Annotated in this window: 16 protein-coding genes; 10 read left to right on the top strand and 6 right to left on the bottom strand. The window is 57.2% G+C overall.

The features are described 5' to 3' along the window. The first annotated feature begins 153 nt into the window (after nucleotides 1-153). Nucleotides 154-1,620 (top strand): DNA integrity scanning protein DisA nucleotide-binding domain protein, encoded by a 1,467-nt coding sequence (locus tag K1V27_RS11355; protein WP_258930117.1) that lies wholly within the window; start codon nucleotides 154-156, stop codon nucleotides 1,618-1,620. Nucleotides 1,621-1,623: 3 nt separating this feature from the next. Here K1V27_RS11355 and K1V27_RS11360 read toward each other — a convergent pair whose 3' ends face one another. The 3 genes from K1V27_RS11360 to K1V27_RS11370 all read right to left on the bottom strand — a co-directional run bounded on the left by K1V27_RS11360 (nucleotide 1,624) and on the right by K1V27_RS11370 (nucleotide 5,176). After that, a complete protein-coding gene (locus tag K1V27_RS11360; protein WP_258930118.1) occupies nucleotides 1,624-3,009 on the bottom strand; it encodes a sigma-54-dependent transcriptional regulator in 1,386 nt (461 codons plus the stop codon). Nucleotides 3,010-3,020: 11 nt separating this feature from the next. Further along, a complete protein-coding gene (locus tag K1V27_RS11365; RefSeq protein ID WP_258930119.1) occupies nucleotides 3,021-3,584 on the bottom strand; it encodes a hypothetical protein in 564 nt (187 codons plus the stop codon). 134 nt (nucleotides 3,585-3,718) lie between these two features. Further along, complete coding sequence (locus K1V27_RS11370; protein WP_258930120.1) at nucleotides 3,719-5,176, bottom strand: HAMP domain-containing sensor histidine kinase; 1,458 nt, start codon at nucleotides 5,174-5,176, stop codon at nucleotides 3,719-3,721. A gap of 284 nt (nucleotides 5,177-5,460) precedes the next feature. Between K1V27_RS11370 and K1V27_RS11375 the strand changes: the two genes are divergently transcribed. The 3 genes from K1V27_RS11375 (at nucleotide 5,461) to K1V27_RS11385 (ending at nucleotide 8,383) form a co-directional block, all read left to right on the top strand. Continuing rightward, nucleotides 5,461-5,670: a hypothetical protein gene (locus K1V27_RS11375; RefSeq protein ID WP_258930121.1), complete on the top strand. Its 210-nt coding sequence runs from the start codon at nucleotides 5,461-5,463 to the stop codon at nucleotides 5,668-5,670. A 249-nt stretch (nucleotides 5,671-5,919) separates the two neighbouring features. After that, the gene (locus K1V27_RS11380) at nucleotides 5,920-6,720 is read left to right on the top strand and encodes a hypothetical protein (protein ID WP_258930122.1); all 801 of its coding nucleotides are present in this window, start codon (nucleotides 5,920-5,922) and stop codon (nucleotides 6,718-6,720) included. 142 nt (nucleotides 6,721-6,862) lie between these two features. Next, complete coding sequence (locus K1V27_RS11385; RefSeq protein WP_258930123.1) at nucleotides 6,863-8,383, top strand: S-layer homology domain-containing protein; 1,521 nt, start codon at nucleotides 6,863-6,865, stop codon at nucleotides 8,381-8,383. Nucleotides 8,384-8,739: 356 nt separating this feature from the next. On the opposite strand, the gene K1V27_RS11390 is transcribed toward K1V27_RS11385, so the two are convergent. Further along, a complete protein-coding gene (locus tag K1V27_RS11390) occupies nucleotides 8,740-9,615 on the bottom strand; it encodes a hypothetical protein (RefSeq protein WP_258930124.1) in 876 nt (291 codons plus the stop codon). 211 nt (nucleotides 9,616-9,826) lie between these two features. Here K1V27_RS11390 and K1V27_RS11395 point away from each other — a divergent pair, with 211 nt between their 5' ends. The 4 genes from K1V27_RS11395 (at nucleotide 9,827) to manA (ending at nucleotide 13,572) form a co-directional block, all read left to right on the top strand. Then, nucleotides 9,827-10,600: a CsgG/HfaB family protein gene (locus K1V27_RS11395; RefSeq protein ID WP_258930125.1), complete on the top strand. Its 774-nt coding sequence runs from the start codon at nucleotides 9,827-9,829 to the stop codon at nucleotides 10,598-10,600. A gap of 550 nt (nucleotides 10,601-11,150) precedes the next feature. Beyond that, nucleotides 11,151-11,498 carry a hypothetical protein gene (locus K1V27_RS11400; RefSeq protein WP_258930435.1) on the top strand — a complete coding sequence of 116 codons (348 nt, stop codon included), beginning with the start codon at nucleotides 11,151-11,153 and terminating at the stop codon, nucleotides 11,496-11,498. A 575-nt stretch (nucleotides 11,499-12,073) separates the two neighbouring features. Continuing rightward, nucleotides 12,074-12,349, top strand: coding sequence for a cupin domain-containing protein (locus tag K1V27_RS11405; protein WP_258930126.1), 276 nt, complete (start codon nucleotides 12,074-12,076; stop codon nucleotides 12,347-12,349). 11 nt (nucleotides 12,350-12,360) lie between these two features. Beyond that, nucleotides 12,361-13,572 carry a mannose-6-phosphate isomerase, class I gene (gene manA / locus K1V27_RS11410; RefSeq protein ID WP_258930127.1) on the top strand — a complete coding sequence of 404 codons (1,212 nt, stop codon included), beginning with the start codon at nucleotides 12,361-12,363 and terminating at the stop codon, nucleotides 13,570-13,572. Between the two features lie 17 nt (nucleotides 13,573-13,589). Here manA and K1V27_RS11415 read toward each other — a convergent pair whose 3' ends face one another. Further along, on the bottom strand, nucleotides 13,590-13,787 hold the full coding sequence (locus K1V27_RS11415) for a hypothetical protein (RefSeq protein ID WP_258930128.1): 198 nt from the start codon (nucleotides 13,785-13,787) through the stop codon (nucleotides 13,590-13,592). Nucleotides 13,788-14,373: 586 nt separating this feature from the next. Here K1V27_RS11415 and uvrB point away from each other — a divergent pair. After that, complete coding sequence (uvrB, locus tag K1V27_RS11420) at nucleotides 14,374-16,377, top strand: excinuclease ABC subunit UvrB (protein ID WP_258930129.1); 2,004 nt, start codon at nucleotides 14,374-14,376, stop codon at nucleotides 16,375-16,377. Nucleotides 16,378-16,471: 94 nt separating this feature from the next. Here uvrB and K1V27_RS11425 read toward each other — a convergent pair whose 3' ends face one another. Continuing rightward, nucleotides 16,472-17,410 carry a carbohydrate kinase family protein gene (locus K1V27_RS11425; protein WP_258930130.1) on the bottom strand — a complete coding sequence of 313 codons (939 nt, stop codon included), beginning with the start codon at nucleotides 17,408-17,410 and terminating at the stop codon, nucleotides 16,472-16,474. 350 nt (nucleotides 17,411-17,760) lie between these two features. Between K1V27_RS11425 and K1V27_RS11430 the strand changes: the two genes are divergently transcribed. Continuing rightward, nucleotides 17,761-18,492 carry a hypothetical protein gene (locus tag K1V27_RS11430; RefSeq protein WP_258930131.1) on the top strand — a complete coding sequence of 244 codons (732 nt, stop codon included), beginning with the start codon at nucleotides 17,761-17,763 and terminating at the stop codon, nucleotides 18,490-18,492. The last annotated feature ends 57 nt before the right edge of the window (nucleotides 18,493-18,549 follow it).

The raw sequence follows: 18,549 nt of genomic DNA on the forward strand, positions 1-18,549 counted from the left end.
GATATTTAGCGCGGCTTTCGAGAAAAGGAATTGGGATTGCAAGCAGGCCGGCTTGCGATACCAGGCCCGGCGACGCTCGGCACAGCCTATACCAAGCAAAGGTGAGAAAGTTTCGGGGAAGGTTCCCAGCCAACAACACACGGGAAAATCTGCATGCTGAACAAGGGGAATGACCGCTGTCTGTCGACACTCAACAATTCCACCAAAAACTTGTGTATTTTTCGCATGGTGGACGGCTTATGCGAGGGTTTATCGTCGTTTTCCGGTCCCAGCCGCGCAGCCTTGATCTATGCCGAGAATCCACACGATGCCATGCGCATCTATGACCCCCAGAATCTGTTGCAGGGGCATCAGCCCAAGCTCAAAGAGCTCTATGTGAGCTCCCGGAGTTGGCGTGAGGGCCCACGGCACGAACCGCATGACCAGTTTGACTGGCAGCCGCTTCCGGAAAAAAACCTGGAATTAGCCGGCCTCATATCGTTTGGTGGGAGGACCCGCTCCATCTACTACCAGATGTGGTTCACCGAGCACCATCCGGACATGTGCTCCATCGGCCCTACGGAAAGATGGCTGGAGCACGCCGTTTGTCTGCTCGCCCACGATTTTGCCAATCGCGACGCCGTTTACCTCGGCAGCTCGCGCTACGTCATCCGGGAATACAAGACGCACGCCGTACGCGATCACGTCCGCGATCAGCTGAACATCCTGTTCGGCTGGGACACACAGATCGAGGTCTATCCCATCCTGGACGCTGTGCTGGATATCTCGAGGACCCAGGAAGAAGGCGCCTGGCCGCGCGGGAAACTGGTCTGCATCGAGCCGAGTGAGCTCTCCAAAGTCAGCTTTTTAATCCGCTTCCCCCCGGTCGAACAGCCGAGTCTTAGAAACCACAAGCATGTCAGGAAGCTGTTGATCGCTGCGGAGAATTCCGACCGGGTGCTGGTCGCAGACGGCAAGAATGTCGTCGGGATTGCCTCGGGAACGCTTCCCGAGTGCCGGATCAGCGCCGATTTCAAAGGCGGATACGGGTTCCTCAAACTTGCCGGGGAGTTGGTCTGCAGCTTTTCCGACGGCAGTTTTCACTCGACCAACCGCAAACCCAAACTGGTGGAGCTGGAAGAGGCCCTGCTCGAGACTCCCATCGATGCATCCGTCAGAGGCAGCCTGTTCCAGGTGGTGTCCGCCATAGTTCATAGAACATGCGAATCGAAGCAGGGCTGCACCATTGTCATAGACCTGAATTATCAGCCCCTGGTGACCTCCGGGCAGAAGCTTGAACGTCCATTGAATCTGCTGCGGCCTGACCTGCTGCACCTGTCCGAGGCTCTGGCCAACATTGACGGCGCCCTGCACATACGCTCCGATCTGAAGCTGCACGCCTTCGCCTGTCTTCTCGACGGCATCGCCGTGGTGGGAGAAGATCGCGCCCGAGGGGCGCGGTTTAACTCGGCCCTCCGATTCACGGCGCAAAATGAAAACGTGATTGTCGTCGTGGTATCTTCGGATCGACGCATTTCGGTTCTGCAGGGAGGCATTGAGCTGACAGCCCAATGCGATTGGAAGCCCATTTCAGAATTTGTGGCGCCACCGCCAACGCTTGAACGGTGGCTGGAAGAATGACACCTAGTCGGCTTCTCCGTCATTTTCCTTAAACATGGCAGGATTCAGGTCATACTTGCGCAACAGCTTGTAGAACTCCGCCCGGTACCTGCCGGCCAGCGCCGCCGCGCGCGAAACATTGCCGCGGGTGGCCGTCAAAACCCGGGTCACATAGGCCCTTTCGAATACCTCTCGCGCTTCATTGAAAGGCAGCAGTTTCTCCTCACGGGGAGCAGCCTTTGACTCGCCGAGCAGCAAATGTTCCGGCAGGATCAGTCCGTCCGTCGCAAGGGCAACGGAACGTTCCACCACGTTGGCCAGTTCACGCACGTTGCCGGGCCAGCGATGCAGCATGAGGTGCTGCATCGCCTGGGGCGAAAAACCTCGCACGGATTTGCTCATTTCCTGGTTGAAATGACACAGAAAATGCTGGGCCAGCAGTGGAATGTCCTCGGGACGCTCACGCAGCGGCGGCAGATGGATGGGTATGACATGGATTCGATAATAAAGATCCTCGCGAAATCTTCCCTCACTGATGGCCTTGCTCAGATCCTGGTTGGTGGCCGCGAGAAAGCGTATGTTGACGCGCTGGGGCTGCACCGAGCCGACCGGGTAAAATTCCTGTTCCTGCAGCACCCGCAAGAGCTTCACCTGCAGTGACGGAGAGAGCTCGGCAATCTCATCCATGAACAGGGTGCCTCCGTCCGCCTGCTGGAGCAGTCCCTTCTTGTTTTGGTCCGCCCCGGTGAAAGCCCCTTTAACATGGCCGAACAGCTCGTTTTCCAACAACCCCTCGGGGATTGCACCGCAGTTGATGGCAACGAAATCTCTATTGCAACGGCTGCCGGCAAGATGAATCGTCTTGGCGATCAGCTCTTTACCCGTTCCGCTTTCCCCATAGAGGCACACGGTGGAGTCGGTGGCCGCAATGTGCGACACTTGGGCCAGAACCTGCTGCATCTTTTCACTGGCTGCGATGATGTTGGCCACGTCGAAGCGCTCCTTGACCAGCGAGCGCAGCCGGTTCAACTCGCCCTTGAGCCGGCCGACTTCGAGAGCCTTTTCAATGCTGTGCAGCAAATTCTTGGCGTCAAAGGGTTTCGTCAAATAATCGTAGGCTCCCTTTTTGGTAGCTTCCACCGCACCGGCGATGCTTGCGTAAGCCGTCAGAATGATGACCGGCAGAGACGGCTGCAGATGCAGCAGCCGCTCCATGACGCCAATGCCGTCAGCGTCCTGCAGCTTGAGGTCCAGAACAGCAGCGTCATAAATTTCCTGTTCGGCGCATTGGACGGCCTGCTCACCCTTGTCCGCCAAGGTGACCTGGTAACCCGCCGCTGCCAGGCGGGTCTTCATCAGCGTCAGCAAGCCGGCGTCATCATCCACTACCAGTATTTTTTCGGCTGCCATGACACCAAACCTTAATAAAGAACTTCCCTCTCTTTTTGGCCCATTTCCACATCGATGTCGCGCGAACGCTTCATCTGCTCGCGCAGCTCATGAATCGTTGCGTTCCTGGACTTGATGGCGGCGTTCTTGGACCTGACCTGGCTCTTCAGCTCACGCTGTTTGTTGTCCAGGTTGACGTTTTCGGTGATCAAATCCATCCACACCAGGGATTCATAAGCCAACGGGCTGCGCGGGTACTCTTTGACGATGCGGGCAAAATACTTGAGCGCCTCGGGCCGGTCGTAATAGGGACTCATGGAATAGGCGTGCAAAAAGCCAAGGTTGAACAAAGGTCCATCACAGCGGCCCTGAGCACCGCACGTTGCGAGCGATGACTGGTTGTCTTTAAAAAAACCGGCGTAATCCTGGCTTTCCATAACCCTCTGCGGCAGGAATACCGGTCCACAGGGTTCCCTCTCCTGCAACGCAGCACAACTGCTGAGACACACGGTAAAACCCAGTGCGAGCACCATTCCCAGAAGTGAAGCAATCTCCCGCCGGTGAAACGTCTTATTCCCAGACCAAGGCAACTCCATTGACATTTCCTATCCCTCTCAGCCTCACCGCGCCACCCTCTGCGTTTCGCTCCCCGGGGGCCACGCGCGCGCAGCCTCCAAATCGAGGCGAAAAACCAGTATATACAAGGGTAACAAAGCTCCCGGGCAACTTCCTAACCGACTTCGACCAACGCACTCCGGGGCAAAGCCACCACCAAAGTAGAACCCTTTCCCACGTCACTTTCCACCCAAATTTTGCCCTGATGATCCTCCACGATGCGCCGTGCCACCGCCAGACCCAGGCCCGTCCCCTGGCGGCGCCTGGCACCGCTCGGTGAGCTCTGATAAAAGCGCTCGAAAACCTTCTGCGCATCCTCCGGAGCAATGCCTTCCCCACTGTCGGTCACACGCAATTCAACGGGATGAGCATCACCCGATTCTCCCCTGTATAACACCCGCATGCTCACCTCTCCCCCTTCCGGGCTGAATTTGAGCGCATTGCTGAGGAGATTGTCCACCACCTGCTGCAAACGCTCTTCATCCACCAGCACCAGCGGTACCTTCTCGTCCACAAAAATGCGCACACGGATGCCCTTTTTTCGGGCAATGGGTTCAACCCATTGGGCGCTGCGCCGCACCACCGACGCCAGATCACAGGGGGCCGGCTGGTATTCCATCATGCCCGCATCCATCTTGGACAGATCGAGGATCGAACAGATACTCTGGTACAGCCTGTCACTGTTGCTGCTCACTATTTCGATGATCTGCCGCTGGGAGGACGTCAAAGGCCCGGGAGCCTCCTCCAGCAGAAGCGCCGCGCCTTCCCTTATGGCCGTGAGCGGCGTGCGCAGCTCGTGCGAAACGTGGGAAATGAAGTCGGCTTTCATCTGATCCAATTCAGCCAGCCGCGCGGCCATCCAGTTGAAATCTTCCGCCAGCTGTTTGACCTCTCGAGGCGCCTTGATATCGATGGAACGACCGAACTCACCCCGTCCCACCTGGTGCATCTCGTTCGCCAGCAACTTCAAGGGGCGGGTAACGCCGCGCGCGTGCAGGTAGGCCAGCACGATGGCAATGGACACTCCTCCCAGGGTGAGCCAGCCCATGACCGTCATTGCCGATTGGGCGCGGTCCCGCCCCGCAGCGGTCTTCTCCGCAATCAGACTCTGGCGGATTTGTATCAGCTGATTGGCCGCCGCAAGAATTCCGTCGCTGATCTGGGGCTCTTTTTCCTGCCAGCTTGTTTCATCCGAAGGAGCCGATTCGAACTGGTGCGTGTAGTGGCGCTGCAGAATGCGGATGCTTTCGATCAAACCTTTTTCTGTGGAAGTATCCGTCAGCCCTTGGATGACATCGAGAGAGCCGGTGATGTCCTGGTTGCCCTGCTGAAAAGCCGCATAAAAGGCCTGATCCTTCAGCAGCAAATACTTCTTTGCAGCGCGCATCTGGGCCAGAAACAGCTTGAGGAGGCGCTTTTCCTCCTCGATGCACTTGGAATCCACCGCCACCACGGTGCTGCTCAGGCGAACCACACGGCTGAGCTCCACCAGGGCATACAGGCTCAAAGCCAGGATCAACCCAATGAGAGCACTTTGAACCAGGATGACCCGCCAAAAAATGGGCAGCCGCATGTCTTCCCTCAACTGGACAATATTGATTGATTGCCGAGTATTCTTATTCGATGCGCTTGCAGCAAGTCAACCCCCTGCTTTCCAGGGGTCAAAGCAGCGCCTGCCAAAGTTGTGGATCGGCTCGCAGTCGACCGTTCTGGAGCGCGATCGGTTTGCCTCTCGCGGCTTCGAAACACTTTGACTTCCACTATCAATAAAGATATATTTTAAGCGAAATTTAACCCAAAACCTTTTTCTATCTCCACATAACCATTGACACTTCCGGGAACTGCGGAGCCAAACCAATGGTCCCAGGCGCATCGCATCTTTTTCGGGCGGCCCACCTGACCCGATCAACGGCCAACGACCTGCGCTCTTTTGCCTTCGATCCGTTCCCCAGAATGATCGCCCGCCCGCAAGGCATGGTGGCCGCCCTTTTGCGAGGTCCACACGGCATCAGCCCTGCCGGCGAAACACACACCGTTGCCGCCATCCACTCGAGGAGAACCAGCTGAAATATACTATTGAAGAAAATGATTTCGGCTTCCAAGCAGGCTGGGTTGAGGTGCGAAGCCCGGCAAAACAGGCGTTGGGTTTGGTCATGCCCGGCGCGTGACTCAACCCAACCCACACCTGCCGGGGGCGGATAAACTCCGGACGTATGAGCGGCAATCCGGCAGCATGGAGCATGCAAAATTGGCGCTTTGTTAAGCATTATCCAATTGGACCCGATACTAATAGAAGAAATAGCAAAGGAGGGAATCATGGGGAAGCTGACGAGAACACACCAAGGTGTGCTTTTGCTGGGGCTTTTGGCAGTCTCTTTGGCAGTGGGGATGAGCGCCGTCCCCCTTGCAGCGGCCGACGTCACGCTGCAACCCCCCAGATGGTCGGTCGGTGACTGGTGGACGGTCGATTGCCAGGTTCAGGACCTAGCCCCCATGATGCCCGGGGCAAAGCCCGGCTGGCGGGAAAAGCAGAGCTGGAGGTTCATCGTGGAAAAGGAAGAGCCCTTCGACGGCCGACCGCACTTCGTGGTGGCCGTGCAGCCCATTGAAAATAATGCCTGCCCCTACAGCTTTCGCTATTTCTTGCGCAAGCTGGATTTATTCGTGTCGCGCGTCGATATGATCCATCCCCAGGGCTCCCGTGGGCGCGCTGCCAAGGCCGGTACCGTAACCAAGACGTTCACAGGAGGGCACGCGGCTCCCTATGCGGCGCCGTCCTTTCCGACCCTGCCCATGGTCGTCCCCATCTTCGGTGCTCGAAGCAGTGAAGCCGCAAGTACTTCCCTTGGACATCCCGCCGCCCTGGGAGCAACATCTCAAACAGTTGAAAAGATATCGCCGTCGGCTCTTATGGAAAAAGCCGAGGCGGCACTGGGTGAATCAGCAGGAAACTTCCGCCTGGAAGGTGAAGCGGCCCTGGTCAGGATCACCCGGGGAGGGACCGCGACCGACAGCCAATATTGGTCCGCTGGACTCCCCTGGTACGTCTACGGCGAACAGCAGGAGGGCCAGGATCTCACTCGGCGCTACTGGCTGACGGACACGAATAAGGAGTAAATCCAGAGTGCTGAAGAGAACGATTTTGGCTTTCAAGCAGGCTGGGTTTCGTCACGCGCAAGGCGTGACTCAACCCAACCTGCACCAAGAACATTATCTTGCGGAAGCTGTAAAATATGAGGGATGAGACATGAGACAGGATATGAAGACTATCAGATTAAGTCTTGTGAGTGCTGCGCTGTTGAGCATCATGGTTTTTGCTGTGACGCCGTTTGGCACCCAGGGTATGGCGGCCGTTGTCGAGGAGAGCGGCGCAACGCCAAACGCCGTAAATGCCGATTTTGAGAGCTCCAGCGCTGCTCCCGAAGCCTCCGGCAGCCGCATATGGCACTGCTGGTACTGGCCCTATGTGGACTACCTGAACCCGAACCTGTACGATGCCAATGAAGCCATGCACCGCTACGACTCCATTTCCGGAGCGGACTCTCGCGGGTGGGAACACTACGCCCACGGTCCCGGCGGCAATCCGGATGCGGAAGGCTGGTGGGGGCACTGCCACGCTTGGGCCGGCGCCGCCTGCTGGGAGCCGCAACCCCTGGCTTCAAAAGATGTGAGCGGCGTCACTTTCCGTGTGCGGGACCTCAAGGGCCTGCTGGTCGAAATGTACTTCACCTGCGCTGACGGCACCAAGTACGAGCTGTACTCATCGAAGCCGAGCCCCGGGCTGTTCATGCTCTATCTCAAGAACGAAATCGGCAACTACAACTCCATGCATGGCGAGTCCATGGGCTTTGTGGGTGAGCTGTACTTCGATCAGCCGGGCGACTTTCAGGTTTGGAACTATCCCGTCTACAAGTATCATTGGTCCGGTGAAGGGAGTGCCACAAGCGGGTACAGCGGCTACGTGGAAATATGGGCGGCCAACGACAGCCCCAACGTTTTTGCCGACATGACCTCACTGGAAGACAAAGATGCGGCTTATTTCAAGTATTACTGGTCGGGCGTCTATTTCAATGATGGTATCCCCACAGACTCGGGAATCTGGGAAGGCAGCGGACCCCAGGACCGCCCCGATGCCATCTGGCGCCCTTACTATGCCGATACCTATACCAAGTACCTCGAGAATACGCAATTGACCTCCCAATATCTGGCGGCCATCCTTGAGGACAACAGCGGAACCTTCACGGATGTTCCCAGCGACTACTGGGCAGCGGGTTATATCGACAAGATTTACCAGGCGGGCATCACCCAGGGGTGCGGCGGGGGCAGGTTCTGCCCGGAGGATTACGTGACGCGGGCACAAATGGCCAAGTTTTTGCTCAAAGGAAGGTACGGTTCGCCGTACGAACCGATGAACCCTTATAAAGGCTACTTTTACGATGTGCCCTTCGGCTATTGGGCCGCCTATTACATCGAGCAGCTTTACGACGAGGGAATTACGGGCGGCTGCGGACCCGGCTACTTTTGCCCGGATGATCCCGTAAACAGGGCACAGATGGCGAAATTCCTTTTGAAGGTTTTGTACGAGGCCAGCTATGAGCCCATGAACCCTTATAAAGGCTACTTTTACGATGTGCCCTTCGGCTATTGGGCCGCCTATTACATCGAGCAGCTTTACGACGAGGGAATTACGGGCGGTTGCGGACCCGGCTACTTTTGCCCGGAAGATTACGTGACCAGGGCACAAATGGCAAAATTCCTCACTCTCGTTTTCAATCTTTAGCCATTGTTATGAGCCCGCGTTTTTCGTCCTGTGCCTGCAAGGAGAGATTTCAGGGCTGCCGCTGCAGGGAGGATGCAGGATGGGGGGGAGCGGAGAGAAACCCATCAGTGGCTGCGGGCACAAGGTAAATGTTTCTTTCGGTAACAAGTATAGATAGGAATGTTCATTCATTAAAGGGGGATGCCATGAAGAACGCAACTTTGTCTACAGCGGCGGCTATTGGTTCGGTTCTCTTTATGGGCTGTTTTGCCATCTGCCTTGCCGGTCAACCTCCGGGGGCGCGGGACGCGATGCATGACCCTCTCACCACCGCTGCTGCCACAATACAGCTGGCACAATACCAGCAGCGGGAGTGGTCACAGACTCAGCAAAGACAGCAGCAGCAGGTTCAGCAACCCCAATACCAGGGGCAGAGGCAGGCACCGACCTGGCCCAGTTCGCAATATCAAGGCCAAAGCGGTCAACAACAATACCAGCAGCCCCAATATCAGGGGCAGCAGCAACAGGTTCAGCCGACCCAGTATCAGGGGCAGAGCGGCCAGCAGCAATGGCAGCCCCCCGCCAAAGGAGAGTCGGTAGACTACCCCAAGCAGCAGGGACAGCAGCAGTGGCAGCCCCCCGTCAAAGGGCAGTCCGTCGAACAGCAGAAGCACATGGGGCAACACCAGCAAACCCAGGGACAATCCCAGTGGCAGCCGCCCCCCAAGGGACAGGCGGTAGATTACCCCAAGCAGCAGGGACAGCAGCAGTGGCAGGGAACCAGGCAGCATGGACAGAGCGGCCAGCAGCAGTGGCAGCCCCCCGCCAAAGGGCAGTCCGTCGAACAGCAGAAACACATGGGGCAACACCAGCAAACCCAGGGACAATCCCAGTGGCAGCCGCCCCCCAAGGGACAGGCGGTAGATTACCCCAAGCAGCAGGGACAGCAGCAGTGGCAGGGAACCAGGCAGCATGGACAGAGCGGCCAGCAGCAGTGGCAGCCCCCCGCCAAAGGGCAGTCCGTCGAACAGCAGAAACACATGGGGCAACAGCGCCAACCCCAGGGACAATCCCAGTGGCAGCCGCCCCCCAAGGGGCAGGCGGTAGATTACCCCAAGCAGCAGGGGCAGCAGCAAATGCAGCAGCAACAGCAGAAGATGGCGCCACGTAAGTACTAGCCATGACGTATGCGGGCTCCGGCGACCCGAATCGGGCAACACGACCATCGTCAGGCCAGCGCAAGCGGCCGGCATCCAGACGACCCTCGTCAACCACTGGATGCCGGCCGCCGCAGCGATGTTTCGTCGGCATGACGCGCATGGCACGGTTCGGCACCAATCCGCAAATTCGGCCGGCAGAGAGACTTTTGGAATTGCCGCATAATTAAAACATATCGGATCATTGGTTTTTGAATTGCCATATCGGCAAAGTTTGATGCTAACGGCTAGAAAGGGAAGAGGAGTGATGAGCACGAACCGATTTAAACTCCGGACCATCCGACGAAACACTATGATCACCGCCTGCCTGCTCGTATCATGCCTGTTCGCCTGGGGATGCGCCACCATGCCCAACCAGCCGACCGCCAAAGTCACCCATGGGGAGGGACAGTCCCTGGTGAATGTGCAGCTCGAAAGGTACAACGGGCCAAAGGCGAGAGTCGCCGTGGGCGACTTCCAGGTGAAGGCGGCGGGGGCCACCATGGCCATAGGAGACGGACTGAGAGAAATGCTCGTGACCGGCTTGTTCAACACCAATCGCTTCATCGTGCTGGAACGGGCGGCCATTCAAGACGTCATGCTGGAGCAGGACATGGGTGCCAGCGGCCGTGTGAAGCCCGGGACGGCGGCACCCATCGGCCAGATTGAGGGGGCTGAGCTCCTCATCTACGGCGTGGTTTCCGAGTTTGAAGCCAACGCCTCGGGCGGCGGAATCAACCTGGGATTCTCCGCAATTCCCCTGGGCCTGGGAGGTGGGGCCAGGAACGCGCATATGGCCATCGATCTCAGGGTAGTGGATACCGCCACCGGGCGTATACTGACCGCTTCCAGGGTCGAGGGGAAGGCGACCGACTATTCGGCCAACCTGGAAACCCTGATCGACGGGGGCGGCATCGGCATGCCCGTTTCCCTGGGCGCCTATTCCAACACTCCGATGGAAAAGGCCATCCGTGTGTGCATCGATCGGGCGGTCCAGGATTTGTGCTACAAGACCCCCACCCAGTACTTTCACTACCAGTAAGATGAACCGTCGGTCGTCCGAATCCAGGAGCGTGTTGCCGACCGCCCGCGACCGGTACAACCCTTGAGCAAGCGTTCACCGCAAAGGCGCAAAAGATTCAAAAACACCCAAAGAGCCCTCCCCGAAGGATACAACCCTGGTGTTCCTTGCGCCTTTGGGGTTCTTAACAGGCTGTATGGGGAACGGTTGCCGGTATCCGTCCGGTCAACGCTGGAGCCCTTGAATTACACCGGTTAAGCATTAGCTGTTGCATTGTTTGCAGGCCCTGTTGATGGGTTTCGTCACGCTTGGGCGTGACTTCACCCATCCTACGGCATTACGGCACTGCCCGTAACCACTTTGATGTAGTGACTGCGGGCAGGGAAATGCATGTTTCTTTCCTTAACAAGTATAATATCTTGGGCTCCGGCGGTGACCCTGGACCCTGACCTGTGATTCGCCGAGGACTGGAACCGATCCGTGGATTCGCCAACTTCGTGTGCCATTCAGGCATCAGCGCGCAAGCTCGCTGGGACGTGCGCTTGAGCGGCAAACCTGCAGAGAGGAAGCTATGATGGGAGTCAATTTGACCAGGGTGTGGCTGATTTTCCTGATGACCGTAACATTGTACCCGCTGTCCACCGGGGCGCTTGAAGACTCTGCAGCGTGGGCACAGCAAAGCCCGCCCACGAGCATCGCACCTGATATCTACGACCGCCTGGTGGATAGGGAGATGAGAAGAAACATGGAGGTCCAGAACCGCACCCAAACCGATGTCGAACGCTCGTGGGCGGGTTACTGGGACCGATGGAATGCGCCTTATCCGCTTCCACTCTATTCGCCCTGGCCGGCTTTTGGCCCCTGCCCTTCCGGCTCGTGCGACGATTCGAGGAAAAATCATAACCGCAGGCACAAATAAATCCGGACCTGTTGTGGATCAGCGGGTTGCCACCTTTCCCCAATGATCCTTTCCAGGAATTCAGTAATCGGCCGCCACATCTTTTGCCCCTGCATGCAGACGCATCACCTTGCGCACAAACAAGTCGTATGCCCAAACATTGACCCGCCCATGGAGGGCACAGGGTCTGCTTCCCGTGCTTTGGACAGGTCACGTTGGGCAGAGCCGCCCTCGGGCAGGTTCGCATCGAACAGGTGTCCAGGTGGCGCCAGGCAACGGTTTCTCTGTACTCCGAAACCTGAACGGGGACTCCGCCGCTCACTGCGCGCGGCAACACTGCTGGTTTTTTCTGGAGCAATCGGGACAAGATGCCGATCATTTTAATGAAACCATCCAGTTTTTGTGTTGGGTTTCGCTGCGCTCAACCCAACCTGCGGTGGCTACGGTGGCGCCTTGGGTTGGGTTGCGTCGCGGGCGTGACGAAACGCGACATATGGAATATATTTTGTGGTGGTAAAGTTCATGCTGAACCGTTATGCAATAGGGATCGCCATTGTCGTCTGGTTTAAAGCATTACGGGATAGGAGGAGGTTTACATGTCACAAATCAATGTCATTCGCAAACCGAGTGAAGAGGAGCTGAAGCGGCTGGGCGTCCGCGACTGGCCCATCTGGACCAAGGAAGTCTCGGAATTCCCATGGCACTACGCCGATCCGGAAACCTGCTTTTTCCTCGAGGGGGATGTGCTGGTGACGCCCGACGACGGGGAACCGGTGGAAGTCGGCAAAGGAGATCTGGTGAGCTTTCCCAAGGGCCTGTCGTGCACCTGGAAAGTGCGCAAGGATGTGAAGAAACATTACCGGTTTGGCTAAACTCAGAGATCATGAAATTGACCATCTCCCGCCTGAAGAATCCAGTGCAGGAATACGCCTGGGGGTCGAGAACGGCCATTTCCCGGCTGCTTGGCGAACCTTGCCCGAGCGCAAGCCCGCAGGCCGAGCTGTGGATAGGGGCACATCCCAAGGCTCCCTCCCTGGTTCGCCGGGAGGAGCGTTGGATTCCGCTGCCCGACTGGATTGAGGCTGCGCCCCAAGCAATTCTTGGCGATCAGGTGGCCAAGCGCTTTTCCAACGAACTGCCCTTTCTTCTGAAGGTTTTGGCGGCGGAGAAGCCTTTGTCAATTCAGGCCCATCCCAACCTGGAGCAGGCCAGGGCAGGCTATGCCCTGGAAAATTTAATGGGAATCCCACTCGATGCAGCCCACCGCAATTACCGTGACGACAATCACAAACCCGAACTGATATGCGCTCTGACGCCCTTTTGGGCACTCATGGGCTTTCGCGGAGTCGAACAGATCGCTGGTTTGGTGGAGGCAATCCATAACCCTCAACTCACCGAAGTGAGCCGCTGTTTGCACGATGACTCGCGCGCCTCTGCACTGCAGCGCTTCTTTTCCGCCCTGATGGAGATGGACAGGGAGCGGCAGAGGCGGCTGGTGCCGGGGGTGATGCGCTGCATTGACCAGATCAGCGATAATGAAACGATCTTCCACTGGATGAGGGAGCTCAATCGCAACTATCCCGCGGATATCGGAGTGCTGTCACCTCTGTTTCTCAACCTGATTCGGCTGCAGCCGGGGGAAGCCCTGTACATTCCGGCAGGGGTGCTGCATTCTTACCTCCATGGGGTGGGAATCGAATTGATGGCCAACTCGGACAACGTCCTGCGGGGCGGGTTGACGCCCAAGCACGTGGATGTGGCCGAGTTGGCAAAATCCCTGCACTTTAAGGAAGTGCCGGCCGATCCGGTGGCCCCCAAAATGATTTCGCCGCAGGAATCGTGTTATTTCACGCCCGCTGAAGAATTTATCCTGTCGGTCATTCGCCTCGACCGGCAGCACTCCTATGAGAGCCGACAGAAAGGAAGTGTGGAAATTCTAATGTGTACCGAGGGGCAGGCGCGTATTTCGGGCAGCGATGATGGCGAGGTCGTGGATTTGAGTCAGGGAGGTTGCGTCATTGTACCGGGCGCACTGAGCCATTACTCCCTGGTGGGGCAGGGAACTCTTTTCAAGGCTTCGGTGCCGCTGCCATAAACAACGGCATTGGCCGATTATTCCAACGAAACCCGTTCGTAACGGGCTTTCCTGCGCAGTTCCTGAACCCATTGATGCAGACCGTGGACCTCCTTCCAGCCGAACTGCTCCATGCCTTTTGCCTGTTTTTCAACGTATTCGGCAAAATCACGCAGGTTGGAGGAGGAACTCATTGTCACGATGCCGGCGTGGTAGCGCGGATTTTTGTCAGCCATAATCTGAAACTCCCCAGATATAAATTATCCCCTCTTGAACCCCGGCCCAAAATAACGCTCCTGTCTTGGCCCATGCGCCTGCTGAATGTCCGGCCCGCGTGCGTTGCCCAGCGGCCGGCCATCCGGCTCGGTCATCCTCAACATGCGCACCCGGCGGTGTGGTGCCTCGCCCGGCATGCGCCATGCTTGTTAGCGTCACTATACGACACTTTATTTTGTTATCCAAACTAAATTTTAACACCAATCGTTCCTGCGGAAATTTGGCAGCCCAATGATCCGCAGGTCGGGGTGCGACCGGAGGGAGCTTCCCGATAAAACGCTTTTGTCAGGGAGTGCTGCACACACCCTGACCTGCCGAGGAGAGCCCTGACCGAGATGCCTTGACCCAGCGAGATGCGTGTGCACATTCCAAGAGAGTCTGCAAATTTCTGCAGGAACAATTGGGGCAGGCACTCCGTAAACCATGGGAACGATGACCCATTATTATTAAGATTGGCCCAACCATTGACCTTCGTGTTAAATGATGCGGCGGGGGTCGACATGTATGCCGGCCGCCAATTCTCATGAGGGAGATGACCCATTCGCCATGAATTCGTTTCAGATCAGCAGCGAGTTTGAACCCACGGGGGACCAGCCGCGCGCCATCGAGCAGCTCATTGCAGGTTTGGACGCACACTGCAAAGAACAGATCCTGCTGGGCGTAACGGGCTCCGGCAAAACCTTCAGCATGGCCCATGTGATTGCCGGAACACAAAAACCGACCCTTGTCATCGCTCCCAACAAAACCCTTGCAGCGCAGCTTTACGGCGAGTTCAAAGGGTTTTTTCCGAACAATGCCGTGGAGTATTTCGTGTCCTATTACGATTACTATCAACCTGAAGCCTACGTGCCGCAAACCGACACCTACATCGCCAAAGACGCCTCCATCAACGACACCATCGATAAAATGCGCCATTCGGCCACACGCTCCCTGCTGGAACGGCGCGACGTGATCATCGTGGCCAGCGTCTCGTGCATTTACGGTTTGGGCTCCCCGGAAACCTACCAGGAAATGCTGCTCGAGCTCAAAACCGGTATGGAAGTTCCGCGCGAACAGGTTTTGCGCAAACTGGTGGAAATTCAATACGAACGCAACGACGTCGATTTTCACCGGGGCGTTTTTCGGGCCAGAGGCGATGTGCTGGAAATTTTCCCCGCATGGGAAGAGGATCGTGCTCTGCGGGTGGAGTTTTTCGGCGACGAACTGGACAGCATCAAAGAAGTGGACCCTCTCACCGGGAGGACCCTGCGAACGCTGGACAGCATCGCCATCTATCCGGGCACCCATTACGTCACCACCCGAGGCAATCTCGAGAGGGCCATCGAGGCCATAAAGGCGGAGCTTTCCATGGCCCTCGAGACTTTTCATCAGGAGGGCAGGCTGCTGGAAGCACAGCGCATTGAAGAACGCACCCGGTTTGATTTGGAAATGCTTTTGGAGCTCGGCTACTGTAGTGGAATCGAAAATTATTCCAGGCACCTGGACAACAGGAGGGCGGGTGAGCCGCCGGCCACTCTGATCGACTATTTTCCGGACGACTGGCTGCTGTTCATTGACGAAAGCCACATCACCGTCCCTCAGCTGCGCGGCATGTATCGCGGGGACCGCTCGCGCAAAGAGACTCTGGTGCGCTACGGATTTCGCCTGCCTTCGGCTCTGGACAACCGCCCCCTCTCCTTTGACGAATTCGAGCGCAAGGTCAACCAGGTGATCTATGTGTCGGCGACCCCGGGGCCTTATGAAATGAGCCGCTGCGCCGGCCGTGTGGTGGAACAGATCATCCGCCCGACCGGCCTGATCGATCCCCGGATCGAAGTCCGACCCGCCGACTTCCAGGTGGACAACCTGCTGGCAGAGATAAGAAAGCGAGTGGGAGCGGGCCAGCGGGTCCTGGTCACCACCCTGACCAAGCGCATGGCCGAGGATTTGACCGAATACCTGACCGATCTGGATATCCGCGTGCGCTATATGCATTCGGATGTCGACACCATCGAGCGCATCGAGCTGGTGCGGGATTTGCGCCTGGGAGTGTATGACGTCCTGGTGGGAATCAATCTGCTGCGGGAAGGCCTGGACATCCCGGAAGTCTCCCTGGTGGCCGTTCTGGACGCAGACAACGAGGGCTTTCTGCGCTCCGACCGCTCTCTCATTCAAACCGCGGGACGCGCCGCCAGAAACCTTGAGGGGCTGGTGATTCTGTACGCCAACAGAGTGACCGACTCCATGCAGCGAGCCATCAGCGAAACGCAGCGCCGGCGCCGGATTCAGCTTGCCTACAACCGGGAGCACGGCATCGAGCCGCGCACCATCCAGAAGAAAATTGCGGATATCCTGGCCGAATACAAAACCGATGCGGCGGGTCCCGCGGATTTTGTCCAGGAACCTCAAGCGCTGTTTGAAATCTCAGCGGACCTCGATTTGGATCAAGCCATCAGGAAACTTGAAAAAGCCATGAAGGAAGCAGCCGCTCAGCTGCAATTCGAAAAAGCCGCCGGCATAAGGGACCAAATCAAACATCTCAGGCAGCAACAGCTGTTAACCGGAACTTGATATCAGACGAAACCCAACCTTCTACAGCCTTGCATTGCGGACAGTCCAGTGCGTGGCGCGGTACTGAGCCGGGGTCATGGGCCGATGCCGCCTGTCAGCAGGCCAGCGTTCCAAACCGGGCTTCATAGCGTTGGCAGAAGTCCGTCCATTCCAGGCGGTGTTCCTGAGTGCCGTAGTGCTCGACGGCATAGGTTGCCGCAACACTGCCCATCTGGCAGCATGTCGGCCAATCCATGCCCAGCCTCCAGCCCTTCAGCAAACCCGCTCGGTAAGCATCCCCGGCTCCTGTCGGATCGCACACCTCCTTGACCGGAACAGCCGGAATCAGCACCTTGTCTCCCTGAATATCCAGCACGCTCCCATGCGGTCCCCGGGTGGTAATCACCACCTGCACATGCTTGTACATGGAAGCCATGGACCAGCCTGTCATCTGCAGAAACAGCGACAGCTCGTAATCGTTGGAGATGAAGCAAAGGGCCCCGGCGACGGCTGCCCGCAACTCGTCGCCCTGCCAGATGTTGAGGCTTTGGCCGGGATCAAAAATAAAAGGGGTCTGCCGGCGCCGTGCGCGCTCGGCAAAATGGGCCATATCCGTCTTGTTGCCGGGGGCAATCAACACCACGGCGTCATTTTGCCCCCCGTCCAGGGCGGGCAGATCGGCCTCGTGCGCCATGGCCCCCGGATTGAACGCGGTGATCTGATTGTCGTCCAAATCGGTGGTGATGTACGCTCCGGCCGTGACCACTCCGGGAATGCGCTTGATCCACCTGGTCGGCAGCTGGTTTTGGTTCAGCCAGGTCTCGTAGTGCTCAAAATCATCTCCGGCTGTGGCGACGATAAACGGCTTTTCACCGAGGGCTCCCAGGGTGTAGGCGATATTGCCGGCGGTTCCGCCGAACTTTTCCACGAGAGCATTGATGTTAAAGCAAACATTGAGCACATGAATTTTATCGGGTAGAATGTGATCGGCAAAATGACCTGGAAAATCCATGATGCGATCGTAGGCCAGAGATCCTGAAATGTAGATATCCATCGAGTTCAGATCGCTCCTGATTCGTCTTGGGTTGAGGGTTTAAGCCGCCATGGACCGGTCATGGAACTGACTACGGCTCCAGCCGATAGCGTGTCCAAAATGCAGCGCACCTGCGACGGTGCAGGTCGGGTGGAGTCACGCGTACCGCCTGACAGTACCCAGCAAAGGTTGTTGCCGGCCCAGCCCATGTCGGGTTTCATCACGCGTACCGTGTGACTCTGCCCAACCTACGGAATTCGGCCACTTGATTGTGTGGTGCCGTACTGTGCCTTGTGCCATCGGCACACTGAAGTGTAATTGTCTATACCCGAAAACAGCGCCGCTAGCAAAGCCAAAAAAGGATAGACGCCATGAAGCTGCCAGGCAGAAAAAAAACAACATACCTGTGGGCAACCCTACTCTGCTGGTGCTGTGCCGTGCTGCCATCGGCGGCCCTGGGCGGACCGCTGAGAATCAACCTGTCCAACGGCACCTCCATCGAAGTCCCTTACTACTGGGAAGAGAATGGGGAAATCAAGTTCGAAATGCCGGGTGGAGTGGCAGGAATTCCCAAGACCCATGTCACATCCGTTCAAGAAATTGTCACCATGCGCGAATTTGATCCCGAGGTCATGGTCCAATCCGACGGCGACGAACGCACAAAGACACTGGCGGAAATAGTGCACAAGGAAACCCCGGCACCACCTCACCTTGAGAGGGTAAGCCCTGAACAAAGCATCCTTTTGCTGGAAAAGCTGGCGACCACCCAATCGCATCAGACAGGTGAGCAGATCCGGGGGCCCATATTTTCCAACCAGGGAGATTTTACCGACCTCGTGCGTCTCAAGGGAGACGGCCTGCTGCTGGTCATGCAAAATATCCTCAGCAGCAGGGACGAACTCAAAATTCGCCGGTTTTTGCTCAGCCTTTATGATGCGGAAGGAAACGTCCTGCAGAGGCAGGCGTGTGATGTGTACAAGCTGGATTTGGATGCCAAGACCATGAAAAAACTGGGCATTCGCGGTCATCTCTTTGCTGTGATGGCCACCATCAAGCCCAACCCGCGCATCAGTCGTTACGAAATTTCGGCCGCGAGACAATGATCCAGTTTGCAGGGAGAGGATTCCGGATTCCAAGAGATCATCGCGGTGGCTATGGAA

The organism is Desulfoferrobacter suflitae, assembly GCF_022603395.1.
Taxonomy (GTDB): Bacteria; Desulfobacterota; Syntrophobacteria; order Syntrophobacterales; family Syntrophobacteraceae; genus Desulfoferrobacter; species Desulfoferrobacter suflitae.

Bases quoted from the DNA above. Each gene is read 5' to 3' on its own strand.
- K1V27_RS11375 (WP_258930121.1), top strand. From the start codon at position 5,461: ATGGTCCCAGGCGCATCGCATCTTTTTCGGGCGGCCCACCTGACCCGA.
- manA (WP_258930127.1), top strand. From the start codon at position 12,361: ATGAAATTGACCATCTCCCGCCTGAAGAATCCAGTGCAGGAATACGCC.
- K1V27_RS11385 (WP_258930123.1), top strand. From the start codon at position 6,863: ATGAAGACTATCAGATTAAGTCTTGTGAGTGCTGCGCTGTTGAGCATC.
- K1V27_RS11365 (WP_258930119.1), bottom strand. From the start codon at position 3,584: ATGGAGTTGCCTTGGTCTGGGAATAAGACGTTTCACCGGCGGGAGATT.
- K1V27_RS11415 (WP_258930128.1), bottom strand. From the start codon at position 13,787: ATGGCTGACAAAAATCCGCGCTACCACGCCGGCATCGTGACAATGAGT.
- uvrB (WP_258930129.1), top strand. From the start codon at position 14,374: ATGAATTCGTTTCAGATCAGCAGCGAGTTTGAACCCACGGGGGACCAG.
- K1V27_RS11395 (WP_258930125.1), top strand. From the start codon at position 9,827: ATGAGCACGAACCGATTTAAACTCCGGACCATCCGACGAAACACTATG.
- K1V27_RS11405 (WP_258930126.1), top strand. From the start codon at position 12,074: ATGTCACAAATCAATGTCATTCGCAAACCGAGTGAAGAGGAGCTGAAG.
- K1V27_RS11360 (WP_258930118.1), bottom strand. From the start codon at position 3,009: ATGGCAGCCGAAAAAATACTGGTAGTGGATGATGACGCCGGCTTGCTG.
- K1V27_RS11380 (WP_258930122.1), top strand. From the start codon at position 5,920: ATGGGGAAGCTGACGAGAACACACCAAGGTGTGCTTTTGCTGGGGCTT.
- K1V27_RS11400 (WP_258930435.1), top strand. From the start codon at position 11,151: ATGATGGGAGTCAATTTGACCAGGGTGTGGCTGATTTTCCTGATGACC.
- K1V27_RS11425 (WP_258930130.1), bottom strand. From the start codon at position 17,410: ATGGATATCTACATTTCAGGATCTCTGGCCTACGATCGCATCATGGAT.
- K1V27_RS11355 (WP_258930117.1), top strand. From the start codon at position 154: ATGCTGAACAAGGGGAATGACCGCTGTCTGTCGACACTCAACAATTCC.
- K1V27_RS11430 (WP_258930131.1), top strand. From the start codon at position 17,761: ATGAAGCTGCCAGGCAGAAAAAAAACAACATACCTGTGGGCAACCCTA.
- K1V27_RS11370 (WP_258930120.1), bottom strand. From the start codon at position 5,176: ATGCGGCTGCCCATTTTTTGGCGGGTCATCCTGGTTCAAAGTGCTCTC.
- K1V27_RS11390 (WP_258930124.1), bottom strand. From the start codon at position 9,615: ATGCCGGCCGCTTGCGCTGGCCTGACGATGGTCGTGTTGCCCGATTCG.